Genomic DNA, 17432 nt, shown 5'->3' on the forward strand with positions numbered 1-17432 from the left:
GCGTGCGGCGTCGCATCGTCTGCGCGCCCGCACGCCCCGCTGTCCTCGAGGAGATGCCCGAATGTCCCATGCCTTCGCCGTCGGCGCGCCCTGCTGGTTCGACGTCACCGCCCCCGATATCGAGGCGGCCGCCGCGTTCTACGGGGAGTTGTTCGGCTGGTCGGCCCGGCTCGCGGATCCCGCGCAGGGTAATTACGCCGTGCTGACCCAGGACGGCGCGCGGGTCGCGGGCATCGCGTGCGCGACCACACCCGATGGCGGCGTCAAGCCATCGGCGTGGCTGCCCTACTTCTCGGTCGCCGAACTCGGGCCGACCGTGGCGGCCGCGAGGGCCGACGGCGCAACGGTTCTCGCCGAGCGCGTCGAGATCCCCGGCAAACTGGAGTTCGCGATCCTCGCCGATCCCGCGGGCGCGGCCTACGGCCTGTCGCGTCTGGACGCCCATCCCGGCACCGAACGCTTCGGCGCGCCCGGCAATCCGGTGTGGGTGCAGTACACCGCGACTGGGGCGCCCGCCGACGCGATGGCCCACTACGCCCGGGTGCTGGGCTGGATCCACCGCGACGCCGCGTGGGAGACCTCGGTTGACAAGCCTTATCAGGCGCTGACCACGAGCGCGGGCGGTCGCGAATTCGGCGGCGCGGCGGCCGCGCGGCCCGGCGAACCGGCCCCCGCCTGGGCGGTCACCTTCCACGTCACCGACTGCGACGCCACCGCCGCCCGCGCCGTCGACCTCGGCGGCACGATCGTGCAAGCGCCGCATGACAATCCGGGCCCGTCGCGGCTGGCGGTGCTCGCCGATCCGAACGGGGCGTCGTTCGCGCTCATGGCGTTCGGCGGCTGACCCCCGCGCTCACTCGGTGACCAGCGCGAAGGCGAAGCCGTCCCAGCCCTTCGCGCCCACGGTCTGCACCGCGCTCGCGTCCAGGCGCGGTTCGGCGGCGAGCAGTTCGAGTACCTCGCGGCTGGCGGCAGCGGTGGCATCCTCGCTCGCGGTGTCGACGAGCGCGCCGTGCCGCACCACATTGTCGACGACGATCACCGAACCCGGGCGGGTCAGCCGCAGCGCCCAGCGCACGTAGTGCGAGTTGTTGACCTTGTCGGCGTCGATGAACACCAGATCGAACGGTTCGGGTCCCTCGTCGGCGAGCACCGGCAGGGTGTCCAGCGCCTTACCCACCCGGATCTCCACCCGATCCCCGACGCCCTTGCGGTCCAGGTTCGCCCGCGCGACCTCCGCGTGCCGCGGCGCGAACTCGAGCGTCACCACCCGCCCCTCGGGCCCGACCGCCCGCGCCAGCCACAGCGTGCTGTACCCGCCGAGCGTCCCGATCTCGAGCACCCGCCGGGCCCGGATCGAGCGCGCGAGCAGCGACAGGAACTTCCCCTGCGCGGGCGAGACGTCGATGTGCGGCAAACCGGCCGCCGAATTCGCTTGGAACACATCGGAATCCGCGTCCCCGATGAGGGTGTCCACCAGATAGTCGTCGACCTCGGTCCATGCGGCATCAGTCATACCGTCGAGTCTGCCACCCCGCTCAGAACAGGAAGTACCGCTGTGCCATCGGCAGCTCGGCAGCGGGTTCCTCGGCCCACACCTCGCCGTCGACGCGGACGGTGAAGGTGTCGGGGTCGACCTCGATGCGGGGCATGGCGTCGTTGAGGGGGAGGTCGGCCTTGCCGCGCTTGCGCACGTTCGCCACGGGCACGAGTCGGCGGTTCACGCGCAGTCGGTCGGCCAGGCCCGCCACCAGGGCGTGCTCGGACACGAAGTGGACCGAGGTGTAGGCGGCCACGAGGGGGGCGGCCCCGAACATCGGGCGCGGCAGCACCGGTTGCGGGGTGGGGATGGACGCGTTCGCGTCGCCCATCGCGGCCCACGCGATCGCGCCGCCCTTGAGCACCGCGTGCGGGCGGACGCCGAAGAAGGCGGGCTCCCACAGCACCAGATCGGCGAGCTTGCCCACCTCGACCGAGCCGACCTCGTGGTCGAGCCCGTGGGTGACGGCCGGGCAGATGGTGTACTTCGCGACGTAGCGCCGCACCCGGTTGTTGTCGGCCGGGCCGTCGCCGGGCAGCGGACCCCGGCGGCGTTTCATCACGTGCGCGGTCTGCCAGGTCCGCATGATCACCTCGCCGATGCGGCCCATGGCCTGCGAGTCCGAGCCGATCATGGAGATCGCGCCCAGATCGTGCAGCAGATCCTCGGCCGCGATGGTCGAGGGCCGGATGCGGCTCTCGGCGAAGGCCAGATCCTCCGGGATCGCGGGGTTGAGGTGATGGCACACCATGAGCATGTCCAGATGCTCGTCCAGGGTGTTGACCGTGTGCGGCCGGGTCGGATTCGTCGAGGAGGGCAGCACGTTCGGGTGCGCGGCGACGGTGATGATGTCGGGCGCGTGGCCGCCGCCCGCGCCCTCGGTGTGATACGAGTGGATGGCCCGCCCGCCGATCGCGGCGAGGGTGTCCTCCACGAAGCCGGCCTCGTTGAGCGTGTCCGAGTGCAGCGCCACCTGCACCCCGGACGCGTCGGCGACGGTGAGGCAGGCGTCGATGGCCGCGGGGGTGGTGCCCCAGTCCTCGTGCAGCTTGAACCCGCCCGCGCCGCCGCGCAATTGCTCCCACAGCGCCTCGGACCGCACGGTGTTGCCCTTGCCCAGCAGCAGGATGTTCACCGGCCAGCCGTCGGTGGCCTCGAGCATCCGGCCCAGATGCCACGCGCCCGGGGTGACGGTGGTGGCCTTGCTGCCCTCGGCGGGTCCGGTGCCGCCGCCGATCATGGTGGTGATGCCCCCGGCGAGCGCCTCGTCGAGCAGCTGCGGGCAGATGAAGTGCACGTGGGTGTCGATGCCGCCCGCGGTGACGATGCGCCCGTTGCCGGAGATGATCTCCGTCGACGGGCCCACCACCAGATCCGGGTGCACGCCGTCCATGATGTCCGGATTACCGGCCTTGCCGATGGCGACGATGCGCCCGTCGCGAATCCCGATGTCCGCCTTGATGATTCCCCAGTGATCGATGATCACCGCGCCGGTGATGACGGTGTCGGGGGTGCCCTCGGCGCGGGTGGCGCGGGCCTGGCCCATGGATTCGCGCAGCACCTTGCCGCCGCCGAAGACCGCCTCGTCGCCCGCCAGACCCGGTCCGCCGCTGCGGTCCTCGGTGATCTCGACGATCAGATCGGTGTCGGCCAGGCGGATGCGGTCCCCGGCGGTGGGGCCGAACAGCTCGGCGTAGCGGGCGCGGGAGAGTTCGGCCATCAGGCGTCCAGCTTTCCGGGAGGGTCGAGGGAGATGCCGTGCACCTCGCGGGCGCCGCGCAGCGGGACCAGCGAAACCCGTTGTCCCAGACCGGGTTCGAAGCGCACCGCGGTGCCCGCGGGGATGTCGAGGCGGCGGCCGTGGGCGGCGGCGCGGTCGAACCGCAGCGCCGCGTTGGCCTGCGGGAAGTGCACGTGGCTGCCGACCTGCACGGGCCGGTCGCCGGTGTTGACCACGTCCAGTTCGACGCGCTCGGCGCCGGGGTTGATCTCGATCGGGTCGTCGCCGCAGAGGTACTCACCGGGAATCATGGTGTGCCCCTAGCCGATCGGATGGTGGACGGTGACGAGTTTGGTGCCGTCCGGGAAGGTCGCCTCCACCTGGACGTCGGGGATCATCTCCGGCACCCCGTCCATGACGTCGGCGCGGGTGAGCACCGTGCGCCCCGACGCCATGAGCTCGGCGACGGTGCGGCCGTCGCGCGCGCCCTCGAGCACGTGATCGGTGATGAGCGCGATCGCCTCGGGGTGATTGAGCTTCAGCCCGCGCGCCTGCCGTCGTCGCGCGAGTTCGGCCGCGTAGCTGAGCACCAGCCGTTCCTGTTCGTGCGGCGACAGTCGCATCCGCGCTCCTCACGCTCTCGCAATGGTGTGCGCGACATTCTGGCACGCGCGCACCGGCGGGGCGCGACGAGCGCGCTCAGGGGGCACTCGTGCCGCTCGGCCCGCGGCGAGATTCGGCGACCGCGTTCTACTCAGCCCGCGGCGAGATTCTGCAACCGCACCTGTCCGCGGGCCACGACGCGATCCTGCTCGTCGGTGATCACCACCTGCCACAGCTGCTGGGAGCGGCCGCGGTGCACGGGTTCGGCGACGCCGCGCAGCACGCCCTCGCGGACCGCGCGCAGGAAGTCGGTGTTGTTGTTCACCCCGACGACGGTGCCGCGCTCGCCGTACCAGGCGCCGGCGCCGACGCTGGCGAGCGTCTCCACGACCGTGCAGTACACCCCGCCGTTGACGATCCCGGCGGGCTGATGCTGCTGCGGCGAGACCGCCCACTGCGCCGCCACCCGGTCCGGGCCGAGCTCGGTGAACTTCAATCCGATGAGGTCGGTGAAGGTGCCCTCGGAGAGACGGGTCATGAGCTCGGGCGTCATATCCGCCAGCGAGCGGACCTCGGGCCGATCGTGCGCTGTCATGAGAAGACAGTCGCACAGCAGGTCGCGGCGGCCCTGCCCGGGTGTCCACCGGTAGCGAAACGCGCTGCGCCCGGGACGGATTCGGCCCAGAATGTCGGCATGGCCGTACCCCTCCCCGACGACCGCCACGCCCTGCGAGTGCCACCCGACGACGCCGAGGTCGAGTGGACCACCCGCGGCATCATCGCCGCGGTCACTGGACCCGGCGGTCTCACCCAGCTGCAACGGTTGCTGATCGCCGCGGTCATCCGCTCGCTCACCGGCCGCGAACTCCACGTGCCCGCCCTCGAGGCCGACCTCGCCCGCGCGCCCCTCACGCCCGAGGCGTTCGCCCACGGCCTGGCCCGCCGCGATCTCGCCTACCGCGGCCGGACCGTGCAGATCATGGTGCTCGCGCAGCTGGTGCTCGACCCGCCCGTGCCCGAGGTGGCCCGGCAGGTGGCCCGATTCGCGGCCGAGCTGTCGGTGCACGACGACCTCGAGGCGGTGCTGGCCGAGCAGGTCGAGACGGGTCGGCGCCTGGTCGGCATGGATTTCGACCGCAACGGCTACCTGCGCGATTTCGATCCGGCGACCGCCCCGCACCTGCACGTGTCGAGCGCGCTGAACGAACCGTGGTCCCCGGTGGAGAACGATCCGGCCCTCGCGGCGCGCTGGGAGTCGTTGGGCGCGTTGCCCTCCGGCACCCTCGGTCGCGGCGTGCACGACTTCTATCGCGCGCGCGGGTTCGCCTTCCCGGGCGCGCCCGGGTCCGCGCCGCCGCTGCTGGCCCAGCACGACTGGGTGCACGTGCTCGCCGACTACGGCACGCGGGTGGAGTCGGAGATCGAGGTGTTCGCCTTCATCGCGCGCGCCAACGACGACCTGCCCGCGTTCTCGTTGCTGGCCATGGTGATCGGGCTGTTCGAGACCGGTCAGCTGGCCACGGGCGCGGGCCTGTTCCAGGCCGACCGCGGCCATCTGTCCCAGCCGGGCATGACCGTGCGCATGGCCGACGCCCTGCGGCGCGGGGCGTTGTGCCGGGGCAGTATCGACTTCCTCGCGCTGGACTGGTTCGCGCTGGCCGATCGGCCGGTGGACGTGGTGCGCGGGGAGGTCGAGTTGCCGCCCAAGGACGCCACGGCCGTGCGCGCGGGCAGTGTCGGGCCGTGGGACCGCGGCGGCATCAGCCCGTTCCAGGCCAACGCCGGGCGGGAGCTGGCGGCGGCGCAGGGCCGGGAGTACCGGGGTCCGGAGGTGTGAGAGACGATGCGGCGGGCCCCACCACGAAGGTGGAACCCGCCGCGGCACAGGATCGGGAGTCGACCGCAGCCCTCGGGACTCGACACGATCCGAACGCCGAGCATTAGTTTAGGGGAGCCTTACCTGACAAAGCAAGGGCGACGGACCGGCATGCCGAGGTCGTGCATCGCCGCCAGCAATGCCCGCCCCCGCTCCGCGCCCGCGACGGTCGAGGTGCCCGCCAGCTCCGGCACATAGGTCGCCGCCCCGGTCACGGCCTCGGCGACCAATTGCCAGAACCGCCGCGCGCTCAGCGCCGCGCAGCGGGACACGCTGTGCCGCACCAGGATCAGCGCGGCCGCGCAGCGATGCGCCAGCCACACCGCCATCGCGCGCTCGCAGGGCAGCACGACCACGCCCGGCTGCCCGGCGAGCCGATCGCCCGCCACCACGCGAATCGTGGTGTCCGACAGGCCCGCCCAGTCGATGCCGCCGTCGTTGTCGGTGTGCACCCACAGATTCTCGAGCCCCGGATCCCAGGCGCGACCCTGCGAAACCCACAGCGCCGCAACGCGTCCCACGATCGCGTGGATCAGGGCGGTCGCCACCACCTCGGCGGCGATGTCGGCGCTGGTCATCTCCGCGGCGTGGCGGCGGTACATGACCGCCACGCGGCCCTCGCGCACGCCCTCGGCCACCCGCCACCAGCGGCGGCGTCCCTGCTCGGCCATGGCGGCCACGGCGTAGACCCGCGGATGCCCCGGTTGCAGCGCGCGCAGGGTCGCGCTCACCCCGTCGAAGGCCGCCTCGGCGCGGCGGGCCGGGCAGGCGGTCATCGGTTCGGCCATCGAACCTCCTCGTCGATCGGTGGTGCTGCGGATATGCGAACTTAGGTAAGCCTTACCACAGCACGCGGGCGCGCCGGTATGAAAAATCCCACACAGCTACCGACCGGTTACGACATCCAGTAGTACGCATATGTGTCGTTGCCTCCGTAAGCTGGTGGGATGGCAGGTCTTGGTGAACTCGAGAAAGCGGTCATGGACCAGTTGTGGTCGGCCGACGAACCCCAGACGGTCCGGCAGGTCCACGAGGCCCTCGCGGCACGTCGCGAGCTCGCGTACACCACGGTCATGACCGTGCTGCAACGACTGGCGAAGAAGAACCTGGTCGTGCAGCAGCGCGACGACCGCGCGCACCGCTACGCCCCCGTGCACAGCCGCGACGAACTCGTCGCCAGCCTGATGGTCGACGCGCTGCAACAGGCCGACGAGGTCGGCAGCCGCCGGGCCGCGCTCGTGCACTTCGTCGAACAGGTCGGCAAGGACGAGGCTGCCGCGTTGCGCGAGGCACTCGCTAAGCTCGAAGACGCCGAGGCCGCACGCGCCGCGTCCGACGACGACAAGGGAGTCGCACCGCCGCAGTAGCGCGCGGACTCGGGCGCCCCTGGCCCCACAACGCAGTGAGCTGAGCATGAACGCAACCGCGCCGGTATTCGCCGGTCTCGCTTTGCTTCTCGCGGGACCGGTACCGTCTCTGCTCGCTCGCGCCACCTGGCCCTATCGCACCCCCCGCGCGGCGCTCGTGCTGTGGCAGGCCGTGGCGCTGGCCGCGGTGCTGAGCGCGTTCGGCTCCGGACTCGCGATCGCGAGCCAGCTGCTGGTCCCCGGACCCGACGGCCGGCCCACCACCTCCCCGACCCGGGAGATCGACGCGCTGGGCCTGCCGCTGTGGCTGGCGTACGTGATCGTGTTCGCCCTCACCCTGCTGGTCGGCGGCCGGTTGATCTACGCCTCGATCCGCGTCGGCGTGCACACCCGCCGCCGCCGCGCCCGGCACCGGATGCTGGTCGACCTGCTCGATCAGGGCGGTGAGTACCGCGACACCGACCCCAAGGCCGCCGACATCCGGGTGCTCGCCGCGACCGAGCCGATCGCCTACTGCCTGCCCGGCCTGCGGCGTCGAGTCGTGTTGAGCCAGGGCACCTTCGCCAATCTGTCGGACGCGGAACTGACCGCGATCGTGAGCCACGAGCGTTCGCATCTGCGCGCCCGCCACGATCTGGTGCTCGAGGCGTTCACCGCCGCGCACGAGGCGTTCCCGCGGTTCGTGCGCAGCAAGTCGGCGCTGGATTCGGTGAAGCTGCTCATCGAACTGCTCGCCGACGACTCCGCGGTGAAGGTCACCGGCCCCACCCCGCTGGCCCGCGCCCTGGTGGCCTGCTCGAATTCGACCGCGCCGCAAGGGGCCATGGCCGTCGGCGGGCCCACCACCCTGATCCGCATCCAACGACTCGCCGGACCGCTCGGCGATCTGCGCGTCGCCGGGGCGGCCTACGCGGCCGCCGCCGCCATCCTGGTGGTGCCGACCCTCGCGGTGGCGATCCCGTGGCTGGTGGAGTTGGGTCGGCTGTTCGGCGCGTGAGGGGGAATGCCATGACCGAACGCAAACCGCCCGGCGTCAGCCACGAATGGTGGCTCGAACGCCAGATCCGCGAGGCCACCGAACGCGGCGACTTCGACGACCTGCCCGGCAAGGGCAAACCCCTACCGGGCGCGGGCCAGCCCTACGACGAGAACTGGTGGCTGACGAACTACCTGCGGCGCGAGAACGTCGGCGGCGACGGCCTGCTCCCGCCCTCGCTGATCCTGCGCCGCGACCTCGAACGCCTGCCCGCGACCGTCGCCCGGATGAACTCCGCGGCCCGCGTGCGCGAATACGCGACCGAACTCAACGATCGCATCACCGCGTGGCTGCGGATGCCGCACGGGCCGTACGTGCATGTGGAGCCGGTGGACGTGGACGAGGTGGTCCGCCGCTGGCGCGAAACCCGCGCCAAGGCCACGCCGCCCGCGAAACCCGTTGCCGCCGAGGACGATTCGCCGCGCCACTGGTGGCGACGGCCGCGCCGCGAACCGTGAGCGGGACAAGCGCTTCCGACCGGAAGGGCGCGGCGGCGAACCGCGCGAAACCCATCCCGTAGACTTGCCGAAGTGCATTTTCTTCCGGGCCATACGCCGCCGTACGACCTGACCTACGACGACATCTTCCTGGTCCCGAACCAGACCGATGTGGCGTCGCGTTTCGACGTCGACCTGTCGACCACCGACGGGTCGGGCACGACCATCCCGATCGTCGTGGCGAATATGACGGCGGTCGCGGGCAAGCGGATGGCCGAGACGGTCGCGCGGCGCGGCGGTCTCGTGGTGCTGCCGCAGGATCTGCCGATGAGCGCGGTCTCCACCACGATCTCCTACGTCAAGAGCCGTTCGCTCACCGCCGAGACGCCCGTGACGCTGGGTCCGGACCATTCGGTCTCCGAGGCGCTGGCGCTGGTCCACAAGCGCGCCCACCGCGCGGTCGTGGTGATCCAGGACGGCAAACCCGTCGGCGTCGTCACCGAGGAGTCCTGCGCCGACGTCGACCGCTTCGCCCGCCTGCACACCGTCGCGGCCACCGACTTCCGCACCGCGCCCGCCGACACGTCCCCCCGCGAGCTGTTCGACATCCTCGAATCCCAGCATCACGGGCTGGTCGTGCTGACCGAGGCGGACGGCACCCTCGCCGGGGTGATGACCCGCAAGGGCGCGGTCCGCGCGGGCATCTACGCCCCCGCCGTCGACGCCCGGGGCAAGCTGCGGGTCGCGGCCGCCGTCGGCGTCAACGGCGACATCCCCGCCAAGGCCAAGGCGCTGGTCGACGCGGGCGCCGACGTGCTGGTCGTCGACACCGCGCACGGCCATCAGCGCAAGATGCTCGAGGCGCTGCGCTCGGTGGCCGACCTGAAACTGGGTGTGCCGCTGGTCGCGGGCAATGTGGTCTCCGCGCAGGGCACCCGCGATCTGGCGGCGGCCGGGGCCGACATCGTCAAGGTCGGGGTGGGGCCGGGCGCGATGTGCACCACCCGCATGATGACCGGCGTGGGCCGCCCCCAGTTCTCCGCCGTCGCCGAATGTGCCACGGCCGCAAGGGAACTCGGCGTCCACATCTGGGCCGACGGCGGCGTGCGGCATCCCCGCGACGTGGCCCTGGCCCTCGCGGCGGGCGCGTCCAACGTGATGATCGGCTCCTGGTTCGCGGGCACCTACGAATCCCCCGGCGACCTGCGCGTCGACCGCGACGGCAACGCCTACAAGGAGAGCTTCGGCATGGCGTCCAAGCGCGCCGTCGCCGCCCGCACCGCCTCCGACAGCGCCTTCGACCGCGCCCGCAAGGCCCTGTTCGAGGAGGGCATCTCCACCTCGCGGATGCGGCTGGACCCCGAACGGCCCGGCGTGGAGGACCTGATCGACCACATCTGCTCCGGCGTGCGCAGCGCGTGCACGTACGCGGGCGCGCGGACCGTGGCCGAACTGCACGAGAAGGCCGTGCTGGGCGTGCAGTCGGCGGCCGGGTTCGCGGAGGGACGCCCGCTGCCTTCGGGCTGGTAGTGCGCTCGCCCACACCCGCCACGACCCACGCGGGTGCGTGCGGCGTGCGGCGAACTCGGTAACATACAGTGGCACGTACCTCACGGCCATTTGCGAAAGGAACCAGTTGTCACCCGCGTCCCAGGGCGCCGCTCAGGAGGGCTCCTCTACCGAGCCGGGTGACAAACCCGGCGCCCCTGACCCCGCACCACCGCTCACCTCCCCGAGGTGGTGCTGACGATGTCGGTCGTGCTCACCGTGCTCAGCCTCGTGGGCTTCGTCGCGCTCACCGCGGGCACCGCGCTGTTCGTCGCCGCCGAATTCTCCCTCACCGCCCTGGAACGCAGCACCGTCGAGGCGCACGCCCGCGACGGTGACCTGCGCGCCCGCCAGGTCCGCCAGGCGCACCGCACGCTGTCGTTCCAGCTGTCCGGCGCGCAGCTCGGCATCACCATCACCACACTGGTCACCGGGTACATCGCCGAACCCGTGCTGGCCCGGCTGATCACCCCGCTGTGCACCGCGCTCGGCGCGAGTGAGGGTACCGCACAAGGCATTTCGCTCGCGGTGGCGCTGATCCTGGCGACCTCGCTGTCGATGACCTACGGCGAACTGGTCCCCAAGAACATCGCCATCTCCGCGCCGCTGACCACCGCGCGCTGGACCGCCCCGCCGATGATCGTGTTCTCCGCGATCTTCTCGTGGCTGATCCGCTTCCTCAACGGCAGCGCCAACTGGGTGGTCCGCCGCCTGGGCATCGAACCCGCCGAGGAACTGCGCTCGGCCCGCTCCCCGCAGGAACTCGGCTCGCTGGTGCGCACCTCGGCCCAGCGCGGCGTGCTCGATCAGCGCACCGCCCTCGTGGTGGACCGCTCGCTCGAGTTCGGCGACCGCAGCGCGGAGGAACTCATGACCCCCCGCGTCAAGATCGAGACCCTCGACCAGGACGACACCATCGCCGACCTCATCGACGCCGCGAGCCGCACCGGCTACTCCCGCTTCCCCGTCATCGACGGCGACCTGGACAACACCCTGGGCGTCGTGCACATCAAACAGGCGTTCGGCCATCCCGACGCCCGCCGCGACCGGGTGAGCCTGCGCTCGATCGCGCATCAGGTGCCGATCGTGCCCGCCAGCCTCGACGGCGACAGCGTGCTCGAACGCGTCCGCGCCGACGGCATGCAGGTCGCGCTCGTCGTCGACGAGTACGGCGGCACCGCGGGCCTGGTCACCATGGAGGACATCATCGAGGAGATCCTCGGCGACGTCCGCGACGAGCACGACGAGGAGGAGCTCGACGTCCGCCGCACCGCCGCGGGCTGGAACTGCTCGGGCCTGCTGCGCATCGACGAGGTCGCCCGCACCACCGGATACGACGCCCCCGAGGGCGAATACGAGACCCTCGGCGGCCTGGTGCTCACCCGCCTGGGCCGCATCCCGGTCGCCGGGGACGAGGTGCTGCTGCCGGATCCCGGGACGGGCACGAACTATTCGAACCATCCGCAGACGACCGGCGGCTGGCTGGCCCGCGTCGAACGGATGGACGGCCGCCGCATCGACCGCGTGCTGCTGCGCCCGGTCGACGCGGAATCGTTGCGGCACTGGGAGATCGGCCATGGGTGATCTGCTCGGTATCGTGCTCGCGCTGGCGCTGCTCGGCGGCAACGCCTTCTTCGTCGGCGCGGAGTTCGCGCTCATCACCGCCCGCCGCGACCGCCTGGAAGCCCTTGCGGCGCAAGGCAAACGGGGCGCGGACACGGTCATCCGCGCGGGCGAGCACCTGTCGATGATGCTGGCCGCCGCGCAGTTGGGCGTGACGATCTGCTCGCTGCTGCTGGGCCGCATCGGCGAACCGGCGCTGGCGCATCTGCTGGAGCGCCCGTTCGATCTGCTCGGCGTGCCCGACGAGCTGCTGCATCCGATCGCGTTCGCGCTGGCGCTCGCGCTGGTGGTGATGCTGCACATGCTGCTGGGCGAGATGATCCCGAAGAACATCGCCCTCGCGGGCCCCGAACGCGTTGCGCTGCTGCTGGTTCCGGTGCTGCTGCTGTTCCTGCGGCTGGCGCGCCCGCTGATCACCCTCTACAACATGGCCGCGAATCTCACCCTGCGTGCGCTGCGCATCGAGCCCAAGGACGAACTCGACGCCACGGTGTCGTCGGTGGAGCTGGCCGAGATGATCGGCGAATCCCGCTCCGAGGGCCTGCTCGACGAGGAGGAGCACCGCCGCCTCACCCAGGCGCTGGGCACCACCGATCGCGTCGTCGCCGACGTGATGGTGCCCCTGGCCACCACGCGCTGCGTGCCGTTGCGCGGCGACGGCACCACGCTCGGCGATATCGAGACCGCGGTGGCCGAGACCGGGTTCTCCCGCTACCCGGTCCGCGCCTCCGACGGGTCGCTGGTCGGCTACCTGCACGTCAAGGATGTGCTCGACAAGGTCGCCGACGCGAGCGCGGGCCCGGCCACCCCGATCCCGCGCAGCGACATCCGCCCGCTGCCCACGGTCGGCACCGCCACCACCCTCTACGAGGCGCTCGCCCGATTGCGCCGCACCAGCAGCCATCTCGGCCGCGTGGTCGACACCCGCGGCAACACCGTGGGCATCGTCGCGCTCGAGGATCTGGTCGAGGAGTTCGTGGGCACCGTCCGCGACGCGACGCACCGGATCGCGGAATGACGACCGCCGCCACCCGCCTGCTGCCCGAACACCGCTGGCGGGCGCGGGCGGCGGCGCATCGGCAGCGCGTCGCCGATCTGGCCGGGCCGTATCTGCGGCGGCGCGCGGACGGGGCGACGCATCCGGTGTTCGATTTCCTGTTCACCTACTACGGCCACAAACCGGCCCAGCTGCGCCGCTGGCATCCCGGCTACGGTGTCGCCCTCGACAACGCCGCGGAGTACGACGGAGCGCGCGGCTACCACCGCATCGGCGAGCGCGCCTGGACCGCGGATCCGGCGTTCCTGGCCCGCCGCCGCGACACCGTCGCCTACATCGCGGACCTGTTGCGCGCCACGGCATCCCGGCCCGCCCACCTGGCTTGTTTCGGGCTGCACGAATGGGCGATGGTGTACCGCACCGACGATGTGCGCCACCAGCAGGTCCCGCTGCGGCTCGGGCACTCCGGCACCGACGCGGTGGTGGAGTCGATGCCGTTGCGCTGCACCCATTTCGACGCCTTCCGCTTCTTCACCCCCGAGGCCGTCCCCCGCAACGCCGAACCCCTCACCCGCGACGATCAGCTCCACCGCGAACAGCCGGGTTGTCTGCACGCGAACATGGATCTGTACAAGTGGGCGTTCAAGCTCGTCCCCTTGATCGATTCCGGCCTGCTGCTGGACTGCTTCGAACTCGCCTGCGCCGCCCGCGAACTCGACATGCGGGCCAGCCCGTACGATCTGAGCGCCTTCGGCTACTCCCCCGTCCCCATCGAGACACCCGCCGGACGTGCCGAATACGTGCGCGGGCAGGCGCGGCTGGCGGATCGGGCGATCCCGCTGCGCACCCGGTTGCGGACCGCCGCCGAGGAATTGCTCGCCGCCGCCTGAACCCATTCCGCGTACCGGCGGTTTTCGAAAACCCCTCTGTGGAGGGTGGGCATGGGTTACCGTTCCGACGTATCGGCGTAACCGCCGGTACGCAACCGGTTCGACAGTTGGGGGTGCCGCAATGGTGCGGTTCAACGGAATTCGGCGGTCCAGACCGCTCGCGGTGCTCGCGGTCGCGCTGCTGGCCTCGGCCGCGCTGCCGCTCGGCGCGTCGGCGGATCTGGGCTCCGACATCAACGATCAGGTGCGGCAGTTCCTCGACATCGGGCAGGTGTCGCTGCCGCGCGCCGACTGCGGGCCGGGCTCGATGCCGGAGAGCGGGATGCAGGGCGATGTGCCCGCGGCCGACCGCGACAACGGCCGCAGCACCCGCGGCTACCGCTGCAACATGTCGTTCGTCGGCGGCTTCACCGGGCACGGCGGCGGCATCACCTCCACCACCTACGACCACTGCTCCTACACGGGGTCGTTCTTCCCGGGCAATCTGCTCAACCCGGCGCAGGGCGTGCAGGTGCTCGACGTGTCCGATCCCGCGCATCCGGTGCTGACCGGATCGCTCACCGAGCCGGCCATGCTCGCCGGGACGTGGGAGAGCCTGAAGGTCAACGCCGAGCGAAAGCTGTTGGTGGGCACCGGGGTTCCGGTCGGCACCGGCGTCGGCTTCCTGTCGGTCTACGACATCTCCGACTGCGCACACCCGCGCCTGCTCAATCCGGGCCCCGGCACCAATCTGGCGATGCCGCTGCCGATCACCACCCACGAGGGCGGCTTCTCCCCCGACGGGCGCACCTACTGGGCCTCCGGCATCGCCCCCGGGTTCGTCAGCGCGGTCGATCTCATCGATCCCGCCAACCCGCACGTCGTCTGGCAGGGCCTCACCGGCATCGAGGCGCACGGCTTCGGCATCAGCCCCGACGGCAACCGGATGTATCTGTCGGCGCTGGGCGGATTCACCGTGCTCGACATCTCCGCGGTGCAGCGGCGCGACCCCAACCCGCAGGTCAACCACATCGGCCGGGTGTTCTGGACCGACGGCTGGGCCACCCAGCACAGCATTCCGGTGACCTACGACGGCAAGCCGTACCTGTTCACCGTCGACGAGGGCGGCTCCGGCGGGGTCAAGCTCATCGACGTCTCCGACGAGAACAATCCCCGCGTCGCCGCCAAACTCAAGCTCGAGATCAACCTGCCCGCCAATCTCGACAGCCAATTGGCCTCGGCCATGGGCGGTTCGGTGTTCTCCTACGATCCGCACTACTGCGCGGCCGACCGCCCCACCGATCCGACGGCGCTGGCGTGCGGCTGGGAGTCCTCGGGCATCCGCGTATTCGACGTGCGCGACCCGTTCCACGTGCGCGAGATCGCCTACTACAACCCGCCCGCGCGCACCGGCCAGAACCTGGATCTCTGGAACTCCCCGCACGCGCTGGGTTCGCTGATCGGGCCGCCGGTCATGCAGGGCTTCTCGATGGCGCGGGCGATCCTCAACGGGCAGTTCGATCCGGCGCAGGCGTTCTCGCCGCGCACCGGCATGCTCGCCTTCGGCGACGTGTCCACCGACTGGTGTTTCGCGCCGCCGGAATGGCACGGCAACCAGCTGTGGACCACCTGCAACGACAACGGTTTCATGGTGCTCAGCCTCGACAACGACGTGTATTCGGCTCCGCCGGACCAGCGTTCGATCGTGGGGTCGTGATGCGCGTCCTCGCCTACCTGTGCGGGGCGCTCATCCTGCTCGTGATCGGGGCGGCCCTGCGCCCGCTGGTGCTGCCCGAGCACACCCCCGCGCCCCGCGTGCTCAGCGATGTCGAGATCGGCTTCGCCCAGGACATGACCGCCCACCATCAGCAGGCGATCCTCATGGTGTCGCGGCTCGATCGCGGCGTCGATCCGATGGTGCTGCGGCTGGCCGAGCAGATCGACCAGTCCCAGCGCACCGAGATCGGCACGCTGCTCGGGTGGTTGCGGCTGGCCAACGCCTCGCCGACGGCGACCGTACCGATGGCCTGGATGCACGACTCGGACGCCGTTGCGGCGCATCATCATTCGCAGGCGGCCGCCGCCCCGGCGACCATGCCCGGCATGGCCACGATGGCCGAACTCGACCGGCTGTCGGCCGCGCGCGGCGTGGACGCGGAGATCCTGTTCCTGCAATTGATGTACCGCCATCATCAGGGCGGGGTCGCCATGGCCCGCGCGGCGGATCAGGAGTTGGCCTCGGGTGCGGTGAAGGAGGCCGCGCGCGGGATGGTCACCGATCAGAGCCAGGAACTGGGCCTGATGGCGTTGATGCTGAATCAGCGTGGCGCGCAACCCCTCCCGTAGGAGCGAGAGTCTCAGCACTTCTCTCTCATCGACTCATTCGGTAGCGTCGGCGCAATGAGCCTTGCAGGACGTATCGCGCTGGTGACCGGCGGCGGACGAGGAATCGGGCGCGCCATCGCCCTCGCCCTGGCCGAGGACGGGGCCGATGTCGCGGTGAACTACCGCGCCGACGACGCGGCGGCCGCCGAAACCGTCAGCGCCATCGAGGCATTGGGCCGCCGCGCTCTCGCGGTGCGGGCGTCGGTGGATTCGCTCACCGACGACGAGGCTATGGTGGCACGGGTGACCGAGGAACTCGGCCCGATCGACATCCTGGTCAACAACGCCGGAATCGCCAGCCGCGGCCGCTTCGTCGCCGACACCGACCCCGCCGAACTCCTGCGCGTCCTCGGCACCCATGCCATCGGCGCCCACCACGTCACCCGCCTCGTCCTGCCCGGTATGCGCACCCGCCCGCGCGGCGACGTGATCATGATCTCCAGCATCGCCACCGCCGACCACCTCCCCGGCGGCGCCCCCTACGCCATGGGCAAGGCCGCCCTCGAGGCCCTGGCCCACACCCTGGCGAAAGAGGAACGCCCCCACGGGATTCGGGTGAACATCGTCGCCCCCAGCCTGGTCGACACCGAGATGGGCCGCCGCCTGGCCCGCGCGGTCACCGGCCAGGACGACATCCACCGCCTCGACGCGGCCTCCCCCTTCGGCCGGGTCTGCCGCCCCGACGACGTCGCGAACGTGGTGCGCTTCCTGGTCTCCGACCGCGGCGAGTACCTCAGCGGCCAGCGGATCTACGTCGACGGCGGCGGACGGAGCCTGGGATGACCACGACGATCACCATCCCCGCCTACGCGCACGGCTATCCCGGGGTGGCCTTCGGCGGTTACGTCGCCGGACTGCTCGCCGAGCGGACCTCCGGCTCATCCGTGCGCGTGGACTTCCGCCGCGCCGTCCCGCTGGAGACCCCGATATTGCTGGCCGAAACCGCTTCCGGCTGTTCCCTACTCGACACCGACGGCAACCTCCTCGCCGAGGCCGGACCCGACACGGACGCGGCCCTCTCGATCCCCCCTGCGCCCGCCCTCGCCGAAGCCAAGGCCGCAAGCGCCACCTCTGCCGCCGCCACCCGCGCGGTCGACGACTGCTACGGCTGCGGCACCACCAACCCTCCCGGCCGCGGCCTCCGCCTCCACCCCTGGGGCCTCCGCGCCCGCAATCAGGTGATCGCCGCCTGGATTCCCGACCCCGAACTAGGACGTGTCCTGTAAGTCATCGCAGCCAGAGGATGATGGCGGCGATGGTGAGTTCGGCCTGGTAGTAGGCGGCTCGTTTGGCGTAGCGGGTAGCCAGGTCCCGGAATTGCTTGAGCCGGTTGAAGCAGCGTTCGACCACGTTGCGGCGTGTGTATGTTTCGCGGTCGAACGCTGGTGGCCGCCCACCGTGTGATCCCTTGGCCGCGCGGGCGTGGACCTG

19 protein-coding genes and 1 pseudogene are annotated in these 17432 nt (G+C 71.2%); 13 read left to right on the plus strand and 7 right to left on the minus strand.

The window, feature by feature from the left end:
- The first annotated feature begins 61 nt into the window (after positions 1 to 61).
- Entirely contained in the window at positions 62 to 844 is a 783-nt protein-coding gene (locus ACWDSJ_RS22010) for a VOC family protein (protein WP_450033916.1), read from the plus strand.
- A 9-nt stretch (positions 845 to 853) separates the two neighbouring features.
- On the opposite strand, the gene ACWDSJ_RS22015 is transcribed toward ACWDSJ_RS22010, so the two are convergent.
- From ACWDSJ_RS22015 to ACWDSJ_RS22035, 5 genes are all read right to left on the minus strand, one after another.
- A complete protein-coding gene (locus tag ACWDSJ_RS22015) occupies positions 854 to 1516 on the minus strand; it encodes an O-methyltransferase (RefSeq protein ID WP_450033917.1) in 663 nt (220 codons plus the stop codon).
- Positions 1517 to 1538: 22 nt separating this feature from the next.
- Entirely contained in the window at positions 1539 to 3260 is a 1722-nt protein-coding gene (locus ACWDSJ_RS22020; RefSeq protein WP_450033919.1) for an urease subunit alpha, read from the minus strand.
- Positions 3260 to 3571, minus strand: coding sequence for an urease subunit beta (locus ACWDSJ_RS22025; protein ID WP_450033921.1), 312 nt, complete (start codon positions 3569 to 3571; stop codon positions 3260 to 3262). The genes ACWDSJ_RS22020 and ACWDSJ_RS22025 overlap by 1 nt, the downstream gene beginning before the upstream one ends.
- 9 nt (positions 3572 to 3580) lie before the next feature.
- Positions 3581 to 3883: an urease subunit gamma gene (locus ACWDSJ_RS22030; protein WP_450033922.1), complete on the minus strand. Its 303-nt coding sequence runs from the start codon at positions 3881 to 3883 to the stop codon at positions 3581 to 3583.
- Positions 3884 to 4014: 131 nt separating this feature from the next.
- Positions 4015 to 4416, minus strand: a complete 402-nt coding sequence (locus tag ACWDSJ_RS22035; protein ID WP_387361319.1) for a PaaI family thioesterase — start codon at positions 4414 to 4416, stop codon at positions 4015 to 4017.
- Positions 4417 to 4557: 141 nt separating this feature from the next.
- Between ACWDSJ_RS22035 and ACWDSJ_RS22040 the strand changes: the two genes are divergently transcribed.
- A complete protein-coding gene (locus ACWDSJ_RS22040) occupies positions 4558 to 5700 on the plus strand; it encodes a hypothetical protein (protein WP_450033923.1) in 1143 nt (380 codons plus the stop codon).
- Between the two features lie 119 nt (positions 5701 to 5819).
- Here the strand turns inward: ACWDSJ_RS22040 and ACWDSJ_RS22045 are convergent, their stop codons facing one another.
- Positions 5820 to 6527: a hypothetical protein gene (locus ACWDSJ_RS22045; protein WP_450033924.1), complete on the minus strand. Its 708-nt coding sequence runs from the start codon at positions 6525 to 6527 to the stop codon at positions 5820 to 5822.
- A 159-nt stretch (positions 6528 to 6686) separates the two neighbouring features.
- Between ACWDSJ_RS22045 and ACWDSJ_RS22050 the strand changes: the two genes are divergently transcribed.
- From ACWDSJ_RS22050 to ACWDSJ_RS22100, 11 genes are all read left to right on the plus strand, one after another.
- On the plus strand, positions 6687 to 7106 hold the full coding sequence (locus ACWDSJ_RS22050) for a BlaI/MecI/CopY family transcriptional regulator (RefSeq protein ID WP_387361011.1): 420 nt from the start codon (positions 6687 to 6689) through the stop codon (positions 7104 to 7106).
- A gap of 46 nt (positions 7107 to 7152) precedes the next feature.
- Positions 7153 to 8103, plus strand: coding sequence for a M56 family metallopeptidase (locus ACWDSJ_RS22055; RefSeq protein ID WP_450033925.1), 951 nt, complete (start codon positions 7153 to 7155; stop codon positions 8101 to 8103).
- A gap of 11 nt (positions 8104 to 8114) precedes the next feature.
- Positions 8115 to 8600, plus strand: coding sequence for a DnaJ family domain-containing protein (locus ACWDSJ_RS22060; protein ID WP_450033927.1), 486 nt, complete (start codon positions 8115 to 8117; stop codon positions 8598 to 8600).
- A gap of 72 nt (positions 8601 to 8672) precedes the next feature.
- Complete coding sequence (locus tag ACWDSJ_RS22065) at positions 8673 to 10109, plus strand: GuaB1 family IMP dehydrogenase-related protein (protein ID WP_387361005.1); 1437 nt, start codon at positions 8673 to 8675, stop codon at positions 10107 to 10109.
- Between the two features lie 219 nt (positions 10110 to 10328).
- Complete coding sequence (locus ACWDSJ_RS22070; protein WP_450033929.1) at positions 10329 to 11711, plus strand: hemolysin family protein; 1383 nt, start codon at positions 10329 to 10331, stop codon at positions 11709 to 11711.
- Entirely contained in the window at positions 11704 to 12768 is a 1065-nt protein-coding gene (locus tag ACWDSJ_RS22075; protein WP_387361003.1) for a hemolysin family protein, read from the plus strand. The genes ACWDSJ_RS22070 and ACWDSJ_RS22075 overlap by 8 nt, the downstream gene beginning before the upstream one ends.
- Positions 12765 to 13637 carry a 3-methyladenine DNA glycosylase gene (locus ACWDSJ_RS22080; protein ID WP_450033930.1) on the plus strand — a complete coding sequence of 291 codons (873 nt, stop codon included), beginning with the start codon at positions 12765 to 12767 and terminating at the stop codon, positions 13635 to 13637. Before ACWDSJ_RS22075 ends, ACWDSJ_RS22080 begins: the two co-directional genes overlap by 4 nt.
- Positions 13638 to 13758: 121 nt before the next feature.
- Positions 13759 to 15333, plus strand: coding sequence for an LVIVD repeat-containing protein (locus ACWDSJ_RS22085; protein WP_450033931.1), 1575 nt, complete (start codon positions 13759 to 13761; stop codon positions 15331 to 15333).
- Positions 15333 to 15962, plus strand: a complete 630-nt coding sequence (locus ACWDSJ_RS22090) for a DUF305 domain-containing protein (protein WP_450033956.1) — start codon at positions 15333 to 15335, stop codon at positions 15960 to 15962. Before ACWDSJ_RS22085 ends, ACWDSJ_RS22090 begins: the two co-directional genes overlap by 1 nt.
- A gap of 54 nt (positions 15963 to 16016) precedes the next feature.
- Entirely contained in the window at positions 16017 to 16784 is a 768-nt protein-coding gene (locus tag ACWDSJ_RS22095) for an SDR family NAD(P)-dependent oxidoreductase (protein WP_450033932.1), read from the plus strand.
- On the plus strand, positions 16781 to 17227 hold the full coding sequence (locus ACWDSJ_RS22100; RefSeq protein ID WP_450033933.1) for a hypothetical protein: 447 nt from the start codon (positions 16781 to 16783) through the stop codon (positions 17225 to 17227). The genes ACWDSJ_RS22095 and ACWDSJ_RS22100 overlap by 4 nt, the downstream gene beginning before the upstream one ends.
- A 1-nt stretch (position 17228) precedes the next feature.
- On the opposite strand, the pseudogene ACWDSJ_RS22105 reads toward ACWDSJ_RS22100, so the two are convergent.
- Positions 17229 to 17432: pseudogene (locus ACWDSJ_RS22105) on the minus strand (IS5 family transposase); the annotation flags it as partial.

Source organism: Nocardia sp. NPDC003482 (genome assembly GCF_053588115.1).

Excerpts from the sequence above, each read along its gene's own strand:
- ACWDSJ_RS22010 (WP_450033916.1), top strand. The coding sequence starts at position 62 with ATGTCCCATGCCTTCGCCGTCGGCGCGCCCTGCTGGTTCGACGTCACC.
- ACWDSJ_RS22015 (WP_450033917.1), bottom strand. The coding sequence starts at position 1,516 with ATGACTGATGCCGCATGGACCGAGGTCGACGACTATCTGGTGGACACC.
- ACWDSJ_RS22020 (WP_450033919.1), bottom strand. The coding sequence starts at position 3,260 with ATGGCCGAACTCTCCCGCGCCCGCTACGCCGAGCTGTTCGGCCCCACC.
- ACWDSJ_RS22025 (WP_450033921.1), bottom strand. The coding sequence starts at position 3,571 with ATGATTCCCGGTGAGTACCTCTGCGGCGACGACCCGATCGAGATCAAC.
- ACWDSJ_RS22030 (WP_450033922.1), bottom strand. The coding sequence starts at position 3,883 with ATGCGACTGTCGCCGCACGAACAGGAACGGCTGGTGCTCAGCTACGCG.
- ACWDSJ_RS22035 (WP_387361319.1), bottom strand. The coding sequence starts at position 4,416 with ATGACGCCCGAGCTCATGACCCGTCTCTCCGAGGGCACCTTCACCGAC.
- ACWDSJ_RS22040 (WP_450033923.1), top strand. The coding sequence starts at position 4,558 with ATGGCCGTACCCCTCCCCGACGACCGCCACGCCCTGCGAGTGCCACCC.
- ACWDSJ_RS22045 (WP_450033924.1), bottom strand. The coding sequence starts at position 6,527 with ATGGCCGAACCGATGACCGCCTGCCCGGCCCGCCGCGCCGAGGCGGCC.
- ACWDSJ_RS22050 (WP_387361011.1), top strand. The coding sequence starts at position 6,687 with ATGGCAGGTCTTGGTGAACTCGAGAAAGCGGTCATGGACCAGTTGTGG.
- ACWDSJ_RS22055 (WP_450033925.1), top strand. The coding sequence starts at position 7,153 with ATGAACGCAACCGCGCCGGTATTCGCCGGTCTCGCTTTGCTTCTCGCG.
- ACWDSJ_RS22060 (WP_450033927.1), top strand. The coding sequence starts at position 8,115 with ATGACCGAACGCAAACCGCCCGGCGTCAGCCACGAATGGTGGCTCGAA.
- ACWDSJ_RS22070 (WP_450033929.1), top strand. The coding sequence starts at position 10,329 with ATGTCGGTCGTGCTCACCGTGCTCAGCCTCGTGGGCTTCGTCGCGCTC.
- ACWDSJ_RS22075 (WP_387361003.1), top strand. The coding sequence starts at position 11,704 with ATGGGTGATCTGCTCGGTATCGTGCTCGCGCTGGCGCTGCTCGGCGGC.
- ACWDSJ_RS22080 (WP_450033930.1), top strand. The coding sequence starts at position 12,765 with ATGACGACCGCCGCCACCCGCCTGCTGCCCGAACACCGCTGGCGGGCG.
- ACWDSJ_RS22085 (WP_450033931.1), top strand. The coding sequence starts at position 13,759 with ATGGTGCGGTTCAACGGAATTCGGCGGTCCAGACCGCTCGCGGTGCTC.
- ACWDSJ_RS22090 (WP_450033956.1), top strand. The coding sequence starts at position 15,333 with ATGCGCGTCCTCGCCTACCTGTGCGGGGCGCTCATCCTGCTCGTGATC.
- ACWDSJ_RS22095 (WP_450033932.1), top strand. The coding sequence starts at position 16,017 with ATGAGCCTTGCAGGACGTATCGCGCTGGTGACCGGCGGCGGACGAGGA.
- ACWDSJ_RS22100 (WP_450033933.1), top strand. The coding sequence starts at position 16,781 with ATGACCACGACGATCACCATCCCCGCCTACGCGCACGGCTATCCCGGG.